The organism is Streptomyces asoensis (assembly GCF_013085465.1).
GTDB classification, from domain to species: domain Bacteria; phylum Actinomycetota; class Actinomycetes; order Streptomycetales; family Streptomycetaceae; genus Streptomyces; species Streptomyces cacaoi_A.
This window is the reverse complement of sequence record NZ_CP049838.1, coordinates 1,256,364-1,273,788: the sequence shown is the minus strand read 5'-3', so window position 1 is coordinate 1,273,788 and position 17,425 is coordinate 1,256,364. Positions and strand designations below refer to the sequence as shown.

General features: G+C 70.1%; 15 protein-coding genes and 1 pseudogene. 7 read left to right on the top strand and 9 right to left on the bottom strand.

Translation table 11 applies throughout. From position 1 onward, the window contains the following. Positions 1-270: 270 nt before the first annotated feature. From G9272_RS05870 to G9272_RS05855, 4 genes are all read right to left on the bottom strand, one after another. Positions 271-1,053: a sulfite exporter TauE/SafE family protein gene (locus tag G9272_RS05870; RefSeq protein WP_171395534.1), complete on the bottom strand. Its 783-nt coding sequence runs from the start codon at positions 1,051-1,053 to the stop codon at positions 271-273. 132 nt (positions 1,054-1,185) lie between these two features. Then, positions 1,186-2,175 (bottom strand): thioredoxin-disulfide reductase, encoded by a 990-nt coding sequence (gene trxB / locus G9272_RS05865; protein ID WP_171395533.1) that lies wholly within the window; start codon positions 2,173-2,175, stop codon positions 1,186-1,188. After that, complete coding sequence (locus G9272_RS05860) at positions 2,172-2,591, bottom strand: arsenate reductase ArsC (RefSeq protein WP_171395532.1); 420 nt, start codon at positions 2,589-2,591, stop codon at positions 2,172-2,174. Before G9272_RS05860 ends, trxB begins: the two co-directional genes overlap by 4 nt. Before the next feature lie 48 nt (positions 2,592-2,639). Next, a complete protein-coding gene (locus G9272_RS05855; protein ID WP_171395531.1) occupies positions 2,640-3,272 on the bottom strand; it encodes a low molecular weight phosphatase family protein in 633 nt (210 codons plus the stop codon). A gap of 103 nt (positions 3,273-3,375) precedes the next feature. Here G9272_RS05855 and G9272_RS05850 point away from each other — a divergent pair, with 103 nt between their 5' ends. Together G9272_RS05850 and G9272_RS05845 are read left to right on the top strand one after the other, a co-directional pair. Next, positions 3,376-3,690 carry an ArsR/SmtB family transcription factor gene (locus G9272_RS05850; RefSeq protein WP_171395530.1) on the top strand — a complete coding sequence of 105 codons (315 nt, stop codon included), beginning with the start codon at positions 3,376-3,378 and terminating at the stop codon, positions 3,688-3,690. A 48-nt stretch (positions 3,691-3,738) separates the two neighbouring features. Next, complete coding sequence (locus tag G9272_RS05845) at positions 3,739-4,530, top strand: aquaporin (RefSeq protein WP_437184256.1); 792 nt, start codon at positions 3,739-3,741, stop codon at positions 4,528-4,530. A gap of 93 nt (positions 4,531-4,623) precedes the next feature. On the opposite strand, the gene G9272_RS05840 is transcribed toward G9272_RS05845, so the two are convergent. From G9272_RS05840 to G9272_RS46130, 3 genes and pseudogenes are all read right to left on the bottom strand, one after another. After that, entirely contained in the window at positions 4,624-4,992 is a 369-nt protein-coding gene (locus G9272_RS05840; RefSeq protein WP_171395529.1) for an ArsR/SmtB family transcription factor, read from the bottom strand. Between the two features lie 253 nt (positions 4,993-5,245). After that, positions 5,246-5,569, bottom strand: a complete 324-nt coding sequence (locus G9272_RS46135) for a hypothetical protein (protein ID WP_367398588.1) — start codon at positions 5,567-5,569, stop codon at positions 5,246-5,248. Positions 5,570-5,572: 3 nt separating this feature from the next. Next, positions 5,573-5,920, bottom strand: a pseudogene (locus G9272_RS46130) (hypothetical protein); the annotation flags it as partial. 31 nt (positions 5,921-5,951) lie between these two features. Between G9272_RS46130 and G9272_RS05830 the strand changes: the two are divergent. Further along, on the top strand, positions 5,952-7,349 hold the full coding sequence (locus G9272_RS05830) for an NAD(P)-binding domain-containing protein (protein ID WP_171395528.1): 1,398 nt from the start codon (positions 5,952-5,954) through the stop codon (positions 7,347-7,349). Continuing rightward, the gene (locus G9272_RS05825) at positions 7,346-8,620 is read left to right on the top strand and encodes an MFS transporter (protein ID WP_171395527.1); all 1,275 of its coding nucleotides are present in this window, start codon (positions 7,346-7,348) and stop codon (positions 8,618-8,620) included. Before G9272_RS05830 ends, G9272_RS05825 begins: the two co-directional genes overlap by 4 nt. Positions 8,621-9,170: 550 nt before the next feature. Here the strand turns inward: G9272_RS05825 and G9272_RS05820 are convergent. Beyond that, positions 9,171-9,449, bottom strand: coding sequence for an Atu4866 domain-containing protein (locus G9272_RS05820; RefSeq protein WP_171395526.1), 279 nt, complete (start codon positions 9,447-9,449; stop codon positions 9,171-9,173). A gap of 347 nt (positions 9,450-9,796) precedes the next feature. Here G9272_RS05820 and G9272_RS05815 point away from each other — a divergent pair, with 347 nt between their 5' ends. Both G9272_RS05815 and G9272_RS05810 read left to right on the top strand, forming a co-directional pair. Further along, positions 9,797-10,552 carry an Atu4866 domain-containing protein gene (locus G9272_RS05815; protein ID WP_171395525.1) on the top strand — a complete coding sequence of 252 codons (756 nt, stop codon included), beginning with the start codon at positions 9,797-9,799 and terminating at the stop codon, positions 10,550-10,552. A gap of 203 nt (positions 10,553-10,755) precedes the next feature. Then, a complete protein-coding gene (locus tag G9272_RS05810; protein WP_171395524.1) occupies positions 10,756-12,147 on the top strand; it encodes an amidohydrolase family protein in 1,392 nt (463 codons plus the stop codon). A 159-nt stretch (positions 12,148-12,306) separates the two neighbouring features. Here the strand turns inward: G9272_RS05810 and G9272_RS05805 are convergent, their stop codons facing one another. Further along, positions 12,307-13,929: a glycoside hydrolase family 76 protein gene (locus G9272_RS05805; RefSeq protein WP_253268174.1), complete on the bottom strand. Its 1,623-nt coding sequence runs from the start codon at positions 13,927-13,929 to the stop codon at positions 12,307-12,309. Positions 13,930-14,691: 762 nt separating this feature from the next. On the opposite strand from G9272_RS05805, the gene G9272_RS05800 reads away from it, so the two are divergent. Then, on the top strand, positions 14,692-17,418 hold the full coding sequence (locus G9272_RS05800) for an MGH1-like glycoside hydrolase domain-containing protein (protein WP_253267725.1): 2,727 nt from the start codon (positions 14,692-14,694) through the stop codon (positions 17,416-17,418). Positions 17,419-17,425 lie beyond the last annotated feature (7 nt).

The following is a 17,425-nucleotide window of genomic DNA, read 5'->3' as shown; positions in this document are numbered from 1 at the left end:
TTTGGGTGTCGGATCGTCAACTTCGCCTGAACGGACTGAATCCGCTGCTCGTGGGTTTGGAGTTCGGCAGCGTTCCGAGGAGATCAAACCCCTCTGACCCGCGGCGGAGTTGGTGTTCAAGGGTGCCGCTCGCGGTCCGGGCGACTGCTCTGAGGGGCGCCCCAAGACCCAGGGGCCGTACGGGGGCCGTACAGGGGCCGGGGAACGGCCCGAAGTGGCAACGGTCCCACGGAGGGCGCACCGCGTTCATCAGGGCTGAGCCATGTGTGGTCAGTCCAGGATCTGTATGGCGTAGAGCGTGCCGATGCCGGTGGCGAGGGTGCCCAGCAGGAGCCGGAGTGCGGTGTCGGGCAGGTGAGGTTGGAGGCGAGCGCCGAGATACCCGCCGACCAGGCCTCCGAGGCCGCAGGACAGGCCCAGCGACCAGTCGGGAGCGACATCGCCTGTGGCGGCCAGGGAGAGCAGCGCGTAGGTGGCCGCGCCGACGACGGATGTCACGAACGTGGAGGCCAGAGCGGCCGGCGCGACGGCGGCCACAGGTACTCCGCGGCCGACGAGGATCGGGCCGAGCAAAGAGCCGCCCCCGATCCCGTAGATGCCCCCGGCGACCCCAACGGACAAGGCGAGGGCCCTCGTTGCGCGAGGCGATGGCCGGCGAATGGCGTGGACTGGTGCCGGGAGCACGGTCCGCAGCCCCAGCCACAGTCCGAGCGGCAGCAGCAACGCGGCGATGAGAAGGCGGAAGATCCGTGGGCCGGGAACGGCGAAGACTCGGATCACAGCGCCGATCACGACGCCGGGCACAGTACCCGCGATGAGCAGACGGGTCAGTGGTCCTCCCAGCCGCCCGGCCCGCCAGTAGCGCAGGAGAGCGCCGGGGCCGGCCACCACGTTGTACAGCAGGTTCGTCGGCGTCACCGCCGGACTCGGCACACCCAGGACGCTGACCTGAACGGGCAGCAGAAAGACCGCTCCGGACACCCCGACGGGCGAGGTGGCCACCGATATCAGGAGCCCGGCAACGAACCCGAGCAACCCCGTTGACCACGCCACCACAGCCCCCTTGGGAGACCACCGTCCCGATACGCCGCGAGCAGGCTCCGGATCGGGTGCCTCTCGGTTTCGTGAACATCGACCCGGCCTGATCCAACCGCCTCCCGAAGGTGGTGAACAACCGCTGCGGCACTACGCCGAGACGGCGACCAGCTCTGGTCCGGGTTCGCCCGCCGTGTGCGAGGCAAGGTATCGCTCGGCGTCCAGGGCGGCCGCGCAGCCGCTGGCAGCGGCGGTGATGGCCTGACGGTAGGTGTGGTCGACGACGTCGCCGGCGGCGAAGACGCCCGGGATGTTCGTGCGCGTGCTGGGGGACTGCACCGTGAGGTAGCCGTCCCCGTCCAAGGCCAGCTGGTCTTCGAACAGCTCGGTGCGCGGGTCGTGGCCGATGGCGATGAACAGGCCGGTCGCGTCCAGGTCGCGGGTGGCGCCGGTGAAGACGTCGCGCAGGACGACGCCGCCGAGCATGCCGTTGCTCTCCTTGATCTCGGCGATTTCGCTGTCGAACGCGAACGAGATCTTGTCGTCGGCGAACGCGCGGTTCTGCATGACCTGGGAGGCGCGCAGGGCGGAGCGACGGTGGACGACGGTGACCGAGCGGGCGAAGCGGGTGAGGAAGGTGGCCTCCTCCATCGCGGTGTCACCGCCGCCGACGACCACGATGTCGCGGTCGCGGAAGAAGAAGCCGTCACAGGTCGCGCACCAGGACACGCCCCGGCCGGACAGCTCCTCCTCGTTCGGCAGGCCGAGCTTGCGGTAACCGGAACCGGTCGCGACGATCACCGTCCTGGCGCGGTGGACGGTGCCGGCGGAGTCGGTGACCTCCTTGATCCGGCCGAGCAGGTCGACGGAGACGACATCGTCTTCGACGATCTCCGCACCGAACCGCTCCGCCTGCGCCCGCATGTTCAGCATGAGGTCCGGGCCGTCGATGCCCTCGGGGAAGCCGGGGAAGTTCTCTACTTCGGTCGTCGTGGTGAGCGACCCGCCGACGAAGATCGCGCCGCCGAAGACGAGCGGCTTGAGCTGGGCCCGGGCGGTATAGAGGGCGGCGGTGTATCCGGCGGGACCGGAGCCGATGACGATGACCTCGCGTATGCCGGTGTCGGTCACGGAGGTCACGCCTCCTGCTTGGCGTCGATCTCGGCGATCAGAGCCTCGATGCGGGTCTTGATCTCGTCGCGGATCGGGCGCACGGACTCGACGCCCTTGCCGGCCGGGTCCTCCAGGGCCCAGTCGAGGTACTTCTTGCCGGGGAAGATCGGGCAGGCGTCGCCGCAGCCCATGGTGATGACGTAGTCGGACGCCTGAACGGCTTCCGTGGTCAGGACCTTCGGCTTGGCGTCGGCGATGTCGACGCCGACTTCCTTCATGGCCTCGACCGCGGCCGGGTTGACCTGGTCACCCGGGATGGAGCCGGCCGAGCGGACCTCGATCCGGTCGCCCGCGAGGTGGGACAGGAATCCGGCGGCCATCTGCGACCGGCCGGCGTTGTGGACGCAGACGAACAGCACCGAGGCGAGCGGGCTGGAGGACATCGGTTCTTCCTTCGTGAATCGATCAAGATGCGTGTACGGCAGTCGGGTTCAGATGCTCGACAGCGAGGCGAGCAGTCCGGTGATGTGGGCGTCGATCTCGTCGCGGATGCCGCGTACGACGGCAATCGGGGCGCCCTCGGGGTCGGTGACCGGCCAGTCCAGGTAGCGGCGGCCGGGCAGTACGGGGCACGCATCCCCACAGCCCATGGTGATGACGATGTCGGCGGCCCGCACGACTTCGCTCGTCAGCGGCTTGGGAAACGCGTCCGCAAGGTTCACACCGGCCTCGATCAGCACCTGCGCGACAACCGGCTCGACCTCGGCTGCGGGGAACGTGCCCGCCGACGAGACGACGACGTGACCGCCCGCGCGGTGGGCGAGCAGGGCGGCCGCCATCTGGGAGCGGCCTGCGTTGTGGCTGCACACGAACAGCACCCCCGGCAGCCCGCTGCCCGGCGCGCCCTCGATGTGGGCGAGCGCGTCCAGCCGGTCGGTGGCGAGGTGCTCGGCCGGTACCACGAGGTGAGTGCGGACACGGGCGCTCTCGGCGAGGCGCTCGTAGGAGTCGATGACCAGGCGCTGGATGGTCTGCGGGGAGAAGCGCCCGCGGTAGCGCGGGGCGAGACGGGCGATGCCTGAGGCCAGGTGATCGTCAGGCAGGACTGGGGGCGGAGCGGTCATGGGATCCCCCTTCGGGGCATGGGTCTCCACGTGCGTGGGGATGCGGGTCCCAAGGATCACCCCGGGCTGGTATCAGCCTGGAGTGATGTGACAGTATCAGCCCATGATGATGTCAGTCGACACTGATCTGATGCGGGTTCTCGCGGACCCGGTCCGGCTCCAGATCGTCACCCTGCTCGCCAAGGAGACGCTGTGCAGCACGCACCTGATCGAGGAGACCGGGGTCAGACAGACCAACCTCTCCAACCATCTGAAGGTGCTGCGCGAGGCCGGGGTCGTGGAGACGGAGCCGTGCGGCCGGTTCACCTACTACCGGCTCAAGCCCGATGTCATCGCCTCTCTCGCGGGACAGTTCGCCGCTCTCGCCGAGACGGCGCGCGCCACCACCGAGAACAACGTCAAGCGGTCCTGCCCCTGACCCGGCGGCCGTCTTCGCCGTCGCCGTCGCACGCACCGAGGAGTCCTGTTGACCGCCACCGAGGCCACCGAGAACGACAGAGCCGGGGAGGCCGCCGTCGCCTCCGCCGTGACGGGCCACGGCCCGCAGCCCGCCCCGGGTGCCACCCCGCCCCGCACGCCGCTGACCGCCAGGGCGACGGCCGAGTTCATCGGCACCGCCCTCCTGGTCGCCGTCGTGATCGGCTCCGGCATCCAGGCCACCGAGCTGACCCGCGATGTCGGTGTGCAACTGCTGGCCGACTCGATCGCCACGGTCTTCGGCCTCGGCGTCCTGATCCTGCTGCTGGGCCCGGTCTCGGGGGCCCACTTCAACCCCGTGGTCACGCTGGCCGAGTGGTGGACGGCGCGGCGGGGCGGCGACGGCGTCACGGGCCGCGAGGCGGCTGTCTACGTCCCCGCGCAGGTAGTCGGAGCGATCGCCGGTGCGGTCCTGGCCGACGCGATGTTCGGCAAGCCGTTGGTGGAGTGGTCCACCCACGACCGCTCGGCCGGGAATCTCCTGCTGGGCGAGGTGGTGGCCACCGCCGGCCTGGTCCTGCTGATCTTCGGCCTGGCCCGCACCGGCCAACTCCGCTTCGCACCCGTCGCGGTCGCCTCGTACATCGGCGCCGCGTACTGGTTCACCTCGTCCACGTCGTTCGCCAACCCCGCGGTGACGATCGGGCGCACCTTCTCCGACACCTTCGCGGGTATCGCACCCGGCTCCATCGCAGGCTTCGTGGGCGCGCAACTCATCGGTGGCGTGGTCGGCTTGGGCCTGGTGGCCCTCATATTCCGCCCGGCGCGGTCCGCCGAATGACCCGCAGGAAGTAGGCGGCGGTGATCGGCGGCGGTCCGTCCGGGGTTGCCGCCGATTTCCGCCTGTGCCGTCCGCATGGTCCGTTCGAAGGCCTTAGCCCAGGGAGCCGAGCATCTGCCCCATCGCGGCCACCACCGACGGCTCCACCCGGTAGTAGACCCAGGTGCCGCGCCGCTCGGAGGTGAGCAGGCCGGCCGCCTTGAGCTTCTTGAGGTGGTGGGACACGGTCGGCTGCGAGACTCCGACGTCGGAGATGTCGCACACGCACGCTTCCCCGCCCTCGTGTGAGGCGACCAGCGAGAACAGCCGGAGCCGCACCGGGTCGCCGAGTGCCTTGAACATCGCGGCGGTCCGTTCGGCCTCCTCGGCCGTCAGGGGGCGCTCGGTGAGCGGCGGGCAGCACGGCACGACGCCCTCGGCAACCTCTGGCTCCAGTAGCGGCAACGCCTTGATGTTCGACATGCGTCTATGTTGACACATGTCGAACCAAGCGGGGGAGGGTCGCTCAGCGGTACGCATGATCAGCGGCCAGGCGGCGGGCCACCCGGGCCGCGTCCCGGCCCACGCCTCGCGGCGAATCGGACGAGAGGCTCCGCTGCCACTCCAGACCGACGAAGGCCGGCCCGGGGATGGAGGCGGCAATGCCTTCGCGAAGCCGCGGGTGGCCGGTGACGTCCAGGGCGCCGTCGAGACCGGCGAGGTAGGGCAGGTCCGGTCAATAGCCCGGCGCCGTCACGATCGCGTCGACCTCCTCGCGACTCCCGTCCGACCAGATGGCCTTCGAGCCGTCGATGCCGGTGAACACGGGCCGCCTCTCCGGGGCCCCGGATGTGGGCGCGGCGCGGTAACGGCCGTCATCGATCACCAACTGCGTGGGAGGGGTGCGCATGAAGCGGCCGGGTCGAGCCGTGTCCAAGTTGGTGCGCCTGAACCAGAAGTGCAGGTCACGGCCGAGGATGCGTTGAGCGGCGAACTTCACCGGTGCCCGACTGGCGAGCGTGACGCGCGCGGTGCGGGCCGGCTCGGCGGCGATCTGCACGGCAGAGTTGCCCGCTCCTGCCACCACCACCCTCTGCCCGGCGAACAGGCCGGGCCGACGGTACTCCGCCGCGTGAAGGAACGCCAGGCCGGGCAGGGAGCTGTACCGAGCGGGCGAGAAGAGGGTGAGGCTGTCGTCGTGGCGCGGCCGCGAACCGGCCGTTTGTTCGGACGCTTCCAGCACCACCGGCCGTAGGCCTTGCCGCAGGAGCGCATGAGCCGTGGCGAGTCCGGACTGACCGCCCCGATGACGACGACGTCGGTGTGTGCCACGAAGGAATCCGCACAGTTTCGATGAATGTCTATGTTGACGCTCATCGATACAGGTGCCATGCTGGGCCGCGCAAGCCATCGACAGATGTCGAAACAAGCAAGGAGTCGCCGTGAACGCGCCTGCCCCTACCGAGCTGCCCGTCGTCGTGGTCGGAGCCGGTCCCGCCGGTCTTGCCGCCGCCGCTCACCTCGTCGACCAGGGCCTGGAGCCGCTCGTCCTGGAGACCGGACCGGCCGCGGGATCAGCGGTGCGGGAGTGGTCACACGTGAAGCTGTTCTCCACCTGGGGCGAGGTGGTCGACCCGACCGCCGAGAAGCTGCTTGCTCCGACCGGCTGGATCAGGCCCGACCCGGCGACCTACCCGTCCGGCGGCGACTGGGCGGGGCAGTACCTGGAGCCCCTCGCCGAGGTCCTCGGCGAGCGTGTCCGATTCGGCGCGACCGTGACCGGCGTTTCGCGGACCGGCCGCGATCGCATCGTCGACGCCGACCGCGAGAGCCAGCCCTTCGTCGTGCACGTCGAGTACGCCGACGGCCGGGAGGAGCGGATCTTCGCCCGCGCGGTGATCGACGCGTCCGGCACCTGGACCACGCCCTCCCCGGCCGGTGCCAGCGGACTGCCCGCCCTCGGCGAGAAGGCAGCGGCCGACCGCGTCACCTACCAGGTCCCCGACCTGAAGGACCCCGCCGCCCGGGCCCGCCACGCAGGCAGGCGCACAGCGGTCATCGGCTCCGGAGCGTCCGCCTTCACCGCGCTCGCCTACCTGGCCGACCTCGCCAAGGCCGACGACGGCACGGGCACGAAGGCGGTCTGGGTCCTGCGCCGTGGCATCTCCGGTTCCACCTTCGGCGGTGGCTCGGCCGACCAGCTTCCCGCCCGCGGTGCCCTGGGCCTGGCGGCGAAGGCCGCGGTGGACGACGGCCACGCCGACGCGGTCACGGGCTTCCGCACCGACGCCATCGAGCGCGACGACAGCGGCCGCCTGGTCCTGATCGCCGAGGACGGCCGACGGCTGGAGCCGGTGGACGAGGTCATCGTGCTGACCGGGTTCCGCCCCGACCTGTCCTTCCTCTCCGAGGTCCGACTGAACCTGGACGAGCGCCTCCAGGCCCCGGTCGAGTTGGCACCGCTGATCGACCCCAACCAGCACTCGTGCGGCACCGTCTACCCGCACGGTCACCGCGAACTGTCCCACCCCGAACAGGGCATCTACCTGGTCGGGATGAAGTCCTACGGCCGCGCCCCGACGTTCCTGGCGATGACCGGTTATGAGCAGGTCCGATCCGTCGCAGCCGCTATTGCCGGCGACCTGGAATCCGCCGACCGCGTCGAACTCACCCTCCCGGAGACCGGAGTGTGCGGCGGCGCCGGACTGTTCGACGCCCCCGAGGCCGACCAGGACGCCGGAGGGTGCTGCGCGCCCGCGCCCGCTCTCGTCCAGATCGGTACCGTCCCGGCCGTCGAGTCGGACGAGCAGAACCAGGCGGGCGGTTGCTGCGGCTCGTGACCGACCTCCACGCCCTCACTGACGGGGCCGCGACCGGAACAGGGGACCGGTCGCGGCCCCGTGCCGCCCTGCCGGCGCTCTGCGCCACCCAGATCACGAGCTGGGGCATCGTCTACTACGCCTTCCCGGTACTCAACCCGGAGATCACCTCCCGGACCGGATGGTCCGCAGGCACAACCACCGCGGCGTTCTCCCTGGCCCTGGTCGTCTCCGCCCTCGCGGGCATTCGCGTGGGCCGCATCCTGGACCAGCGCGGTCCGCGTCTCGTCATGACCGCAGGATCGGTCCTCGGCGCACTGAGCCTGGTGATCGTGGCCGCCGCCCCCAATCCGGCGGTCTTCTTCGCGGGTTGGACGCTGGCCGGACTCGCCATGGCCTCGACGTTCTATCAGCCCGCCTTTGCCGCACTCACCCGCTGGTGGGCCCCGGACCACATCCGCGCACTGACGATCGTCACGCTGGCCGGAGGCCTCGCCTCCACCGTCTTCGCACCCCTGACGGCCCTACTCGCCGACCACTTCAGCTGGCGGACCACCTACCTACTGCTGGCCGCCGTACTGGCGGCCGTGACGGTCCCCGCCCACGCTCTGGCCCTGCGTGGCCCCTGGCCCAAGGCTCCGCGCCCTTCCACCAGCCTGGTCGGCGGTACGGCGGCAGTCGCGCGCAGCCGCACCTTCTGGCTGCTGGCCGCTGCCCTCACGCTCTCGTCGTTCGCGATGTATGCCGTGGTCGTCGCCCTGGTACCGCTGCTCCTCGATCGCGGCTACAGCACGACCCAGGCCGCTTGGGCGCTCGGCCTCGGCGGCGCCGGCCAGACGCTCGGCCGCACGCTGTACGCCACCCTCGCCCGCCATATCGGAAGCACCGCGCGAACGGTCGCTCTCCTCGCGCTCGGTGGCATGACAACCGCCGCGTTCGCCATCGTCCCGGGCCCGTACGCCCTCCTGATCGCCCTCTCGATCGCGGCCGGGATGGTCCGTGGCAACCTCACCCTGCTCCAGGCCACGGCCGTCACCGACCGATGGGGCACCAGCCACTACGGCCACCTGTCCGGGCTCCTCACGGCTCCGGCAACCACAGCCGCAGCCCTCGCACCGTTCGCGGGTGCCGCCCTCGCAGCACCCTTCGGCGGATACCCGCACCTGTTCGCGTTGCTCGCAGTAATCTCAGGCTGCGCCGCCCTCATCGCCACCGCGACCAGGCCACCACGGCCGTGTCAGGGGGCCGATGCTCCACCCAGGTACAAGGGGTGGAGCAGCTCGCGTCGGTAACGGACTCCGCTGTGCGAAGGTTCCGTCTTCATGGCTGAACTGGGTGGGCGCGGCGGCTGCTGTGACGAGGGTTCGCCTCAAGGACCGTCAGGGGCCATTGCGGGGCCACCAGGACAGGGGCAGGTCGACAAGCACCAGACAGGGCTGACATTGATCAGCACGTCTGACCTGCAAGAACGGCGTGAATCGGCAAGGACCGCCAAGATCCTCAAAGGACTCATAATCCGGCGGCCGTGGGTTCGAGTCCAACCCGCCCCACAGTGCGGGCCTGTGACCTGTGAAAACGTCTCAGCGGGCGTGCGGATTCGGGACTTTGGGTAAACGGACTGAATCCGCTGCTCGTGAGTTCAACAGCGTTGTCTCCGGCGGCCGTTTGAACTGCTCTGACTGCACGGATGTCTTGGCTCGAGGCCGGGGAAGTCGCCGCATGTGGCCTCTGTGAGTGGCTGGACGCCGAATGGAGAAACGGCCCGTACGGAAAACGGCCCGAAGGAACACTCGGGGTGCGCGGAGGCGGTCACCCGCAGGTGGACCTTGGTCATGGTCAGGCTCACTGCCGGGCATGCTCGTCGCCCTCGCGGTAGAGGACCAGGTGCTCGTGGAAGAGGACGCCGTCGCGGATGTCGCCGGTGGCGGTGAAGCCGGTGTCGTCGACGTAGTCGAGGTGGTTGCCGGTGACGGTGTAACTCCCGGTGTAGGCGCTGCGGCGGTTGCCGCGGGCTTCGTCGTAGCGGCCGTTCGGCAGCAGTTCCTGGCGGATATGGCCGTCCGCGGTCACCCACATTCCGACGTAGGGGTGCGGGTCGCGGGACGTGTCGTTGCTGGTCATGGCTCTACGATCGCCCCGGCGGCCGGTGACGACCAGGCCGCCGTCTCCCCAGGTGAGGGCTTCCTGGGTGCCGCGCACCCAGCATCGCGAGCGACGGGGCCCTTCGTGCGGTGCGGCAGCGGCGCGGGCCGTCCGAGACCGCCCCATGTCCCCTCCGTCGCACGCGGCGACTCGGATCCTGGGTGCGGGACACCTGGGGACACCGCGGCCTGGTTCGGATTCCACCGCACGACGAACCTGGTGGTCGAGCAGCCGCCGTAGCTGTCGAACACTCGCCTCGGACCTGCACCGGCGCTCACTTCGCGTATCGGCCACACCGACGAGGCGACTCCACCGAGGAGCACGCAATGAGCATCACCGACACCAGCACCGCGAGCTGGAACCCCGAGGCCCTCGACGAGATCCTCTCGAACGACGAGGGGCGTCCCGTCCTGTTCACCAACGCCCGCATCCTGACGATGGACCCGCTGATCGGGACCATGACCGGCGCCGACCTCCTGTTCGTCGGCTCCCTGATCGTAGGGGTCGGCCCCGCCATCGTCACCGCGGCGGGGGACGACAAGGCCATCGTCGTCGACTGCACCGGCTTGACCATCGCTCCCGCCGTCGTGGACACCGTGGCGCTGGCCGGCGGCCGCGGCCACCGGTCGGAGTACGTCGCGACGCTGACCCCGGGCAACACTCCCGACTTCCTGGTGGTGCCCGACGAGTTCGCCGCCGACGTACCGAGCGCGGTGGCCGCCCTCATGACCAGGCCGGAGCAGGTGCGCGCACTCGTCGCGACCGGCAGGCCGGTCCTGTGGGCCGGCACCGGCGTCCCCGGCCGGTCCACCGCCCCCGAGGCGGGCATCCCGGCCGTTGCGGACCTGACCGGCAGCCCGCGCGTCGGCGTCTGGATCGACAGGAACGACTTCCTGCACCAGGAGCTCACCGCCGACGGCCGCTACGACGAGACCCGGGGCGGGCGCCCGCACGCCTACCAGGGCCGGTACTGGATCGACGGCGACCGCATCGACTACCTGGACGACCTCGGCTTCTGGGCCTACGGGGAGTTCCAGGGCGACGAACTGCACCACGCGGGCTACGTCATGAAGCTCGGCTGACCCTCCCCCGGTCGGCGCTCCCACGGCCCCGATCCTGGGTGCGCGACACCCGGGGAATCCGCGGCCTGGTCGCCGCAGCGGGCGCGAGACCGAGGCTGGTGTTCGAGCAGCCTCGGCCGCCCCTGGCGACCCGCCCTCCCACCCCTCTCCAGCGGACGGCCCATCCTCCCGGCCGTCTCCGCCGTCCGGAAAGAAGACCTCTCATGAACGTCAACGACACCACCGGCGCCGCCGTGCTCGAAGAGCTCCGGCGCAGGCCCGCCGACCGGCGGCGCATCCTGTTCACCGGCGCGACCGTCGTCACCATGGACCCCGACCTCGGCGTCATCGACGGCGGCGACCTCCTCGTCGAGGGCGACACGATCACCGCCGTCGGCCGCGACCTCGACGCGGGCGATGCCGTGGTCGTCGACGCCACCGGCACGATCCTCACCCCCGGCTTCGTCGACACCCACCGGCACGCCTGGGAGGCCCAGTTGCGCCGGATCATGCCGGACGTCGACGACCTCGGCGGCTACGTCATGGCCACCCTGGCCGGGTACGCCACGGTCTACCGGCCCGAGGACATGTACATCGGCACCAGACTGGCCGCGCTGACCGCGATCGACAGCGGCATCACGACCATGCTCGACTTCTCCCACAACTCCCGCACCCGCGAGCACTCCGACGCCGCCGTCGAGGCCCTCGTCGACACCGGCATCCGCGGCGTGCACGCCTCCATGGGCCCGCACTTCGGCACGTGGGACCGGCAGTGGCCCGGCGACCTGACCCGCGTCAAGGAGCAGTACTTCAGCAGTGACGACCAGTTGCTCACGCTGCGCCTTGCGACCCTGGCCACCGACGAGATCGCCGGACCGGCGCTCGCCTACGGTCCTGAACTCGCCAGATTCGCGAAGGAGTTGGGCATCGGAGTGAGCGTGGACGCCGTCTTCGGCACGTCCGGCTCCGAGGCGGTCCTGCGCTGGGCCAAGGACGGCATCCTCAGCCCCGACGTCACCCTCATCCACTCCACCGGGCTGACCTCCGAGGCGTGGAAGGCGATGGGGGAGACCGGCACCACTGTGGCCCTCGCCCCCACCTCCGACGCGCAGATCGGCCTGGAGACAGCCATCCCCGCCGTCGACGAGGCCCTGTCCGTCGGTATCCGTCCCGGACTGAGCATCGACGTCGAAGTCGCCCTCGCCAGCGACATGTTCACGCAGATGCGGGCCCTTCACGCCATCCAGCGGATGCGCGCCGTGAACGCCGCCTACGGCACCGACGGGCAGCCCTCCCGCATCACCACCCATGACGTCCTCGACTTCGCCACCCTCCAGGGCGCCCGCACCAACGGTCTGGCCGCCGTCACCGGCTCCCTCACCCCGGGCAAGAAGGCCGACCTGCTGGTCATCCAGGCCGAGGACCTCAACAACATGCCCCTAAACGACCCGATCGGCACGATCGTCCTGGGCTCCGACGCCCGCAACATCAGCGCCGTCCTCATCAACGGCGAGCCCCGCAAGTGGGACGGCCAGGTCCTCGACGTCGACCTGGCCGCCCTGCGCAGCGAGGTGCACGCCTCGCGCGAGTACGTGCTGAACACCCCGGCCGCCTGAACACCCCGCCCACTGGCTCGTCCCCTCCATCGTCTCCCGGCCGCTCCTCCCACGGCCGGGGGACCCACCGCATCCCGGTGGCGCCCATCGGCCGTTCGTACCGCGCTCAACGCCGTTTGCCCAGATGTACGGCCCCGCCCTGCGCGCCGGAACCGGTCGTCAGCCCGCGGCGGCGGTGAGTGCTCCGAGGGCGCCGGCTTGGGTGCGCCAGTCGGTCTGGTTGGGGCTGGTGCCGGCCCAGCGTTGGCCGAGGGCGTTGAGGGAGCTGCGGTCCTGCGCCCACAGCGTGTCCGCCTGCTTCTGGACGTAGGCCTGATAGGTGCTGGAACCGGTGACCTTCGCGAGGTCGGCGAAGTTCCGCATGAAGATGCCCTTGAACTGCTTCTGGTTGTCGTCGCAGGACGCCGATCCGATGTCGCAGGACTCGGTGAGCACTCCGTTGCGGGTCAGCGTCGGGCTGCTGACGGCGGCGTCGGCCAGGGTGCGTGCGGTGGTCAGCAGCGAGTCGTCCCCGGTCGCCTTCCACAGTTCGGTGAAGGCGCCGATGGCCAGTCCCTGGTTGTAACTCCACACGGTGCTTCCGTTGTTGGCGCAGTCCGAGGTCAGCCCGTCGTTCACCAACCTCGAGGAGTTGATCAACCCGCTGGCCTTGTACCAGGCGGCGGCCGTCTTCGCCCGCTGGAGCCACACCGTGTCGCCCGGGATGCGCTGGTGCACCGCTGTGGTCAGCCAGAGGTACTGCCCGTTCGTCACCGCGTTCTTGTACGTCCGCTCACGGTCCCACCACACGCCCCCGCCACAGGTGCTGGGATCCCAGTACTGCTGGACGTAGTCGGCGATGGTGACGGCCTCGTCGAGGTAGCGGGAGTCGCCCGTGTAGTCGTACGCGTCGAGCCACGCGATGGCCCACCAGCCCGAGTCGTCGATGGCACGGCTGATGAAGTGGCCCTCGATCGCGTCCGAACCGCGCACACCGGCGGGGAAGACACCCTTGTTCTGCTCGAAGGTGCGCGCGATGGCCCAGTCGTGGTCGTGCCTGCCGGTGGTCCTCGCGAAGTCGATGAGGGAGGTGAGGGTGGCGGCGGAGTTCCACCAACTGCTGGGCCACCAGCCGTTGTAGGGGTCGTACGACGTCATCAGCGCATCCGCCGCGGCGCGCGCCCTGGTCGGCGCGGGCCTGACCCACGCGGTGCAACTGCCCTCGTTGTGGCCGGCCTCGCGGCCGCAGGCGCGGACCGCTCCGCCGTGGAGGAGACCGCGCGGGTCGCGGGTGGCGTACATCGCGGTACGGGTGGTGGTGGCTCCGGACGGCGTGCTGGTACGGCCGAGGGAGGAGCCGTCGGGCCAGGACGAGCCGCCGTCCCAGGAACGGTCGAGCCAGATCTCGTCGCCCGCGCCACCGGATTCGATGCTCGCCCAGGCCATGGAGTTCTTCTGGTCCACGTGCAGTCGGACCGTGCGGCCGTAGATGGTCGTGGACCGCACCGGCTGGTCGTCGCCGGCGGCCTGACCGGCGTCGGTGCCGTCACAGACGGTGTCGCAGACGGTCGGGTAGACCCACGCCGTGCAGCCGACCCCGCTCGCGTCGCCGCAGGCCCGTACGAGCCCGCGCCTGTGGTTGCGGGGATCGGTGATGTTGTACATCAGCGTCCTGGTGCCGGTCCAGGTGGTCGGGACGCTCGCCTTGCCGAGCAGTCCTTCCCAGGTGGCGCCGCCGTCCCAGGAGCGGTCCAGCCACACCGCGTCGCCGGGCACGCCGTTGTCGATGCCGGCCCAGGCCATGTCGTCCGCGTCGGACACGTGCAGTACGAGGCGTCGGCCGTTGAGATCCTTGGTCGGCACCGGGAAGCTCTCCTGCCGGGCTTGTGAGGGGTCGAGCGTGTCACAGGCCAGGACGCACACCGGGGTGGCGGCGGCCGCGGGCGACGCGGCCGGGACCAGTGCCGCGAGGGCGAGGGCGACCGTCAGCAGGAAGCTGAGAACCCGGGGTCTGACAACGATGTCTGAGCTTCGTGAGGACACGGCAACTCGCCTCGATTTCACGATGGGGGACACCGGTTGGTGGGCGTGGCCGGGCCGACGGCTCTCACCGAGCCGGGCCGGAATCGCGCACTGGTCCATACCTGTCTCCCAGGCAGTGAACCGGCTGGGCAGGTCCCTGTCAATGCCATCAACGGGACTTGGTTGCAGGGGAGTTCGCGGTGGTCGCGACGGGTTGACACCTCGATTCAGCGCGCCCATCATCGGTGGAACTTCGGCGAGGCCCCTCCCGTTTCCCGCTGCCTGATCGGTCGCCGGTCTCGTAGGCCACAGTTTTGAATCGTTTCATAAATCGTGTTGTCGTATGTCCCGCACCCGCTCCGGGAGGTTCCCATGCGTCGCCGTTCCCCGCTGGGCAGATCGCCAGGTCGGTACCACTTGCTCAGCCTCGCCGTGGTCGCGGCCGCCGTACTGGCCGTGGCTCCCGCGCCGCCTGGTGGCGGAGCCCCGTCCGCGTCCGCGGCGGGAACCTCAACCTCCAGGCCCCGAGCGGAGCTTGATGCCTTGAACTACTCGCCGACCTCACGCACTCTCAAGCCGACCGCTGTCCACCGCACGTCCGGCAGCGTCGCGAACCCGCAGAACGTCCTCGGTGGACGGCCGACGCGGATCTCCGGCTCGCAGTCGGCCGTCACCCTCGACTTCGGCAAAGAGGTCGGCGGTGTGGCAACGTTGTCATTCGGCAGTGCCAGCGACAGCGGCCGGAGAGTTGGCCTGGCCTTCAGCGAGTCGTCCCTGTACGTGGGCAACAACAGCGACCGGAGCAGCGGCCGCGACGGCGAAGACGGGGCCCTCTATGCCACGGTCTCCGCCAACGGCACTTACACGGTGCCCACCGCGCAACAACGTGGCGGCTTCCGCTATCTCACCGTCTTCCTCGACACCTCGGGCTGGGTGGACCTCACGGGCGTCAGCCTTGCCTTCACCGCGGCTCCGGGGAAGGCCAACCCGGCCGACTATGCCAACTACTTCTCCTCCAGCGACGAGTTGCTCAACCGCATCTGGTATGCCGGGGCGTACACCGTGCAACTCAACACGATCGCCTCCGACGAGGGCCGCGCCTGGCCGCCACCGGCCTCGGCGTGGGACAACGGCGCCACCGTCGGCGTGGGCGACTCCGTCCTGGTCGACGGGGCCAAGCGCGACCGTACGGTGTGGCCGGGCGACCTGGGCATCGCCGTACCTACGCAGTACGTGTACTCGGGCGACCTCACCTCGACCCGCAACGCGCTGACCACGATGTACAACGCGCAGTCGGCGGAGGGCGAAATCCCCTGGTCGGGCCCGCCTTTCAACCTCACCGGCTCGGACACCTACCACACCTGGACGCTGCTGGGCACGGCCACCTACTACACCTACACCAGCGACCGGGCGTGGCTGGACTCCGAATGGGCCGACTACACGCGCGGGATGGCCTTCATCATCAACAAGATCAACGGCAACAGCCTGCTCAACGTGACTCGTACCCAGGACTGGGCCCGGTCCGGCCAGGGCGGTGAGAACATCTCCGCCAACGCGCTGCTGTACGCCGCGCTCAAGGGCGGCGTCACCCTGGCCCGGGCCAAGGGCGACAGCGCACTCGCCGCGAGTTGGGCCGACAAGGCGGCCGCCGTCAAGGTCGCGGCCAACTCCCGTCTGTGGGACGCCTCGAAGGGCATGTACAAGGACAACCCGACCAGCGCCCTGTACCCGCAGGACGGCAACTCGCTCGCGGTCTGGTACGGGTTGACCGACTCCACGGCCAAGTCGAAGAGCGTCATCGCGGGGCTCGGGAAGAACTGGGGCATCTACGGCCCCACCACTCCCGAATGGGGTGGCAACGTCTCGCCCTTCGCCGGCGGAATGGAGCTGAACGCCCACTTCGCCGCCAACGACGACCACACCGCCCTGACGCAGATCCGCCGCACCTGGGGCCACATGCTCAACAGCGACATCGGCACCAAGAGCACCTTCTGGGAGGGCATCAAGGCCGACGGCGGCCTCGCCTACGGCGGTTCGTTCATGAGCCTGGCCCACGGCTGGTCCAGCGCGCCCACCTCCACGCTCAGCTTCGACGTGCTCGGCACCGCACCGGAGTCGGCGAACGGCGCGTACCGCTTCGTCCCGCACCCCGGCGATCTGACCAGCGCCGAGGGCCGCATCACCATGCCGCAGGGCGCCATCAGCGGGTCCTGGTCCCGCGACCCCGCCGCCGGCACCTACACGGCACACCTCTCGAGTCCGTCCGGCACCACCGGCCGTATCGGAGTCCCGAAGTTCGGCGGCTCCAGCATCTCGGTGTCCGTGAACGGCAACGTCGTCTGGAGCAACGGAACCTTCACGCCCACGTCCGGCATCACCGGCGCGAGCCAGGACGACACCTACGTCTATCTCACCGGCGTCGCTCCGGGCGGCTACACCGTGAACGCCACCGGACTGGGGAATCCCGCTCCGCCTGCCGAACCGGGGACCGGCGCCCTGCGCGCGGGCTTCACCCGGTGCGCGGGCGAGGGCGGCACCTGCTCCTTCAGCGGCACCCGCTCGGTGGCCTACGGCGCCGGGACGTACACGTACAGGACAGTGACCGACAGCACCGCCTGCACCAGCGGCTCGTTCGGTGGCGATCCGGCGGCCGATCTCGTCAAGTCCTGCTACGTCGCCGACGTGGACGGCCCGCCCGGATACACCGTCTGCGCGGCCGAGGGTGGCACCTGCGCCGTGCCCGGCTACAACCGTGACGTGGCGTACGGCGCCAACGGCAACTTCGCCCACCAGGTCACGAACGGCTCCGTCGCCTGCACCAACGCCCACTTCGGCGATCCCATCGACGGCGTGGCCAAGTCCTGCTATCTGCCGCAAGCAGGAGCCCCGGCCGGTGGCTGGACCAAGTGCGCCGACCAGAGCGGAACTTGTTCGGCCGCAGCGGGACAGCCGGTGATGTACGGGGCCTTCGGAGCGTTCGCCACGATCACGGCCACCGGTGACACCCCGTGCACCGATGCCACGTTCGGCGACCCGATATCAGGTGAGTCGAAGGCCTGCTACACCGCGAGTGGCGGCCCGGTCGGCTACGCCACGACCTGCTCCGCCGAAGGTGGCACGTGCGCCTTCAGTGGACAGCAGACCATCGCCTACGGAGCTCGAGGCCGCTTCGTGTACAAGTCGTTCACCGGTGGAGCCGGCTGCACGACGGCGGCATTCGGCACCGATCCGCTGCCCGGCGTGAGCAAGTCCTGTTACCTCACGTCCTGAGGAGCGC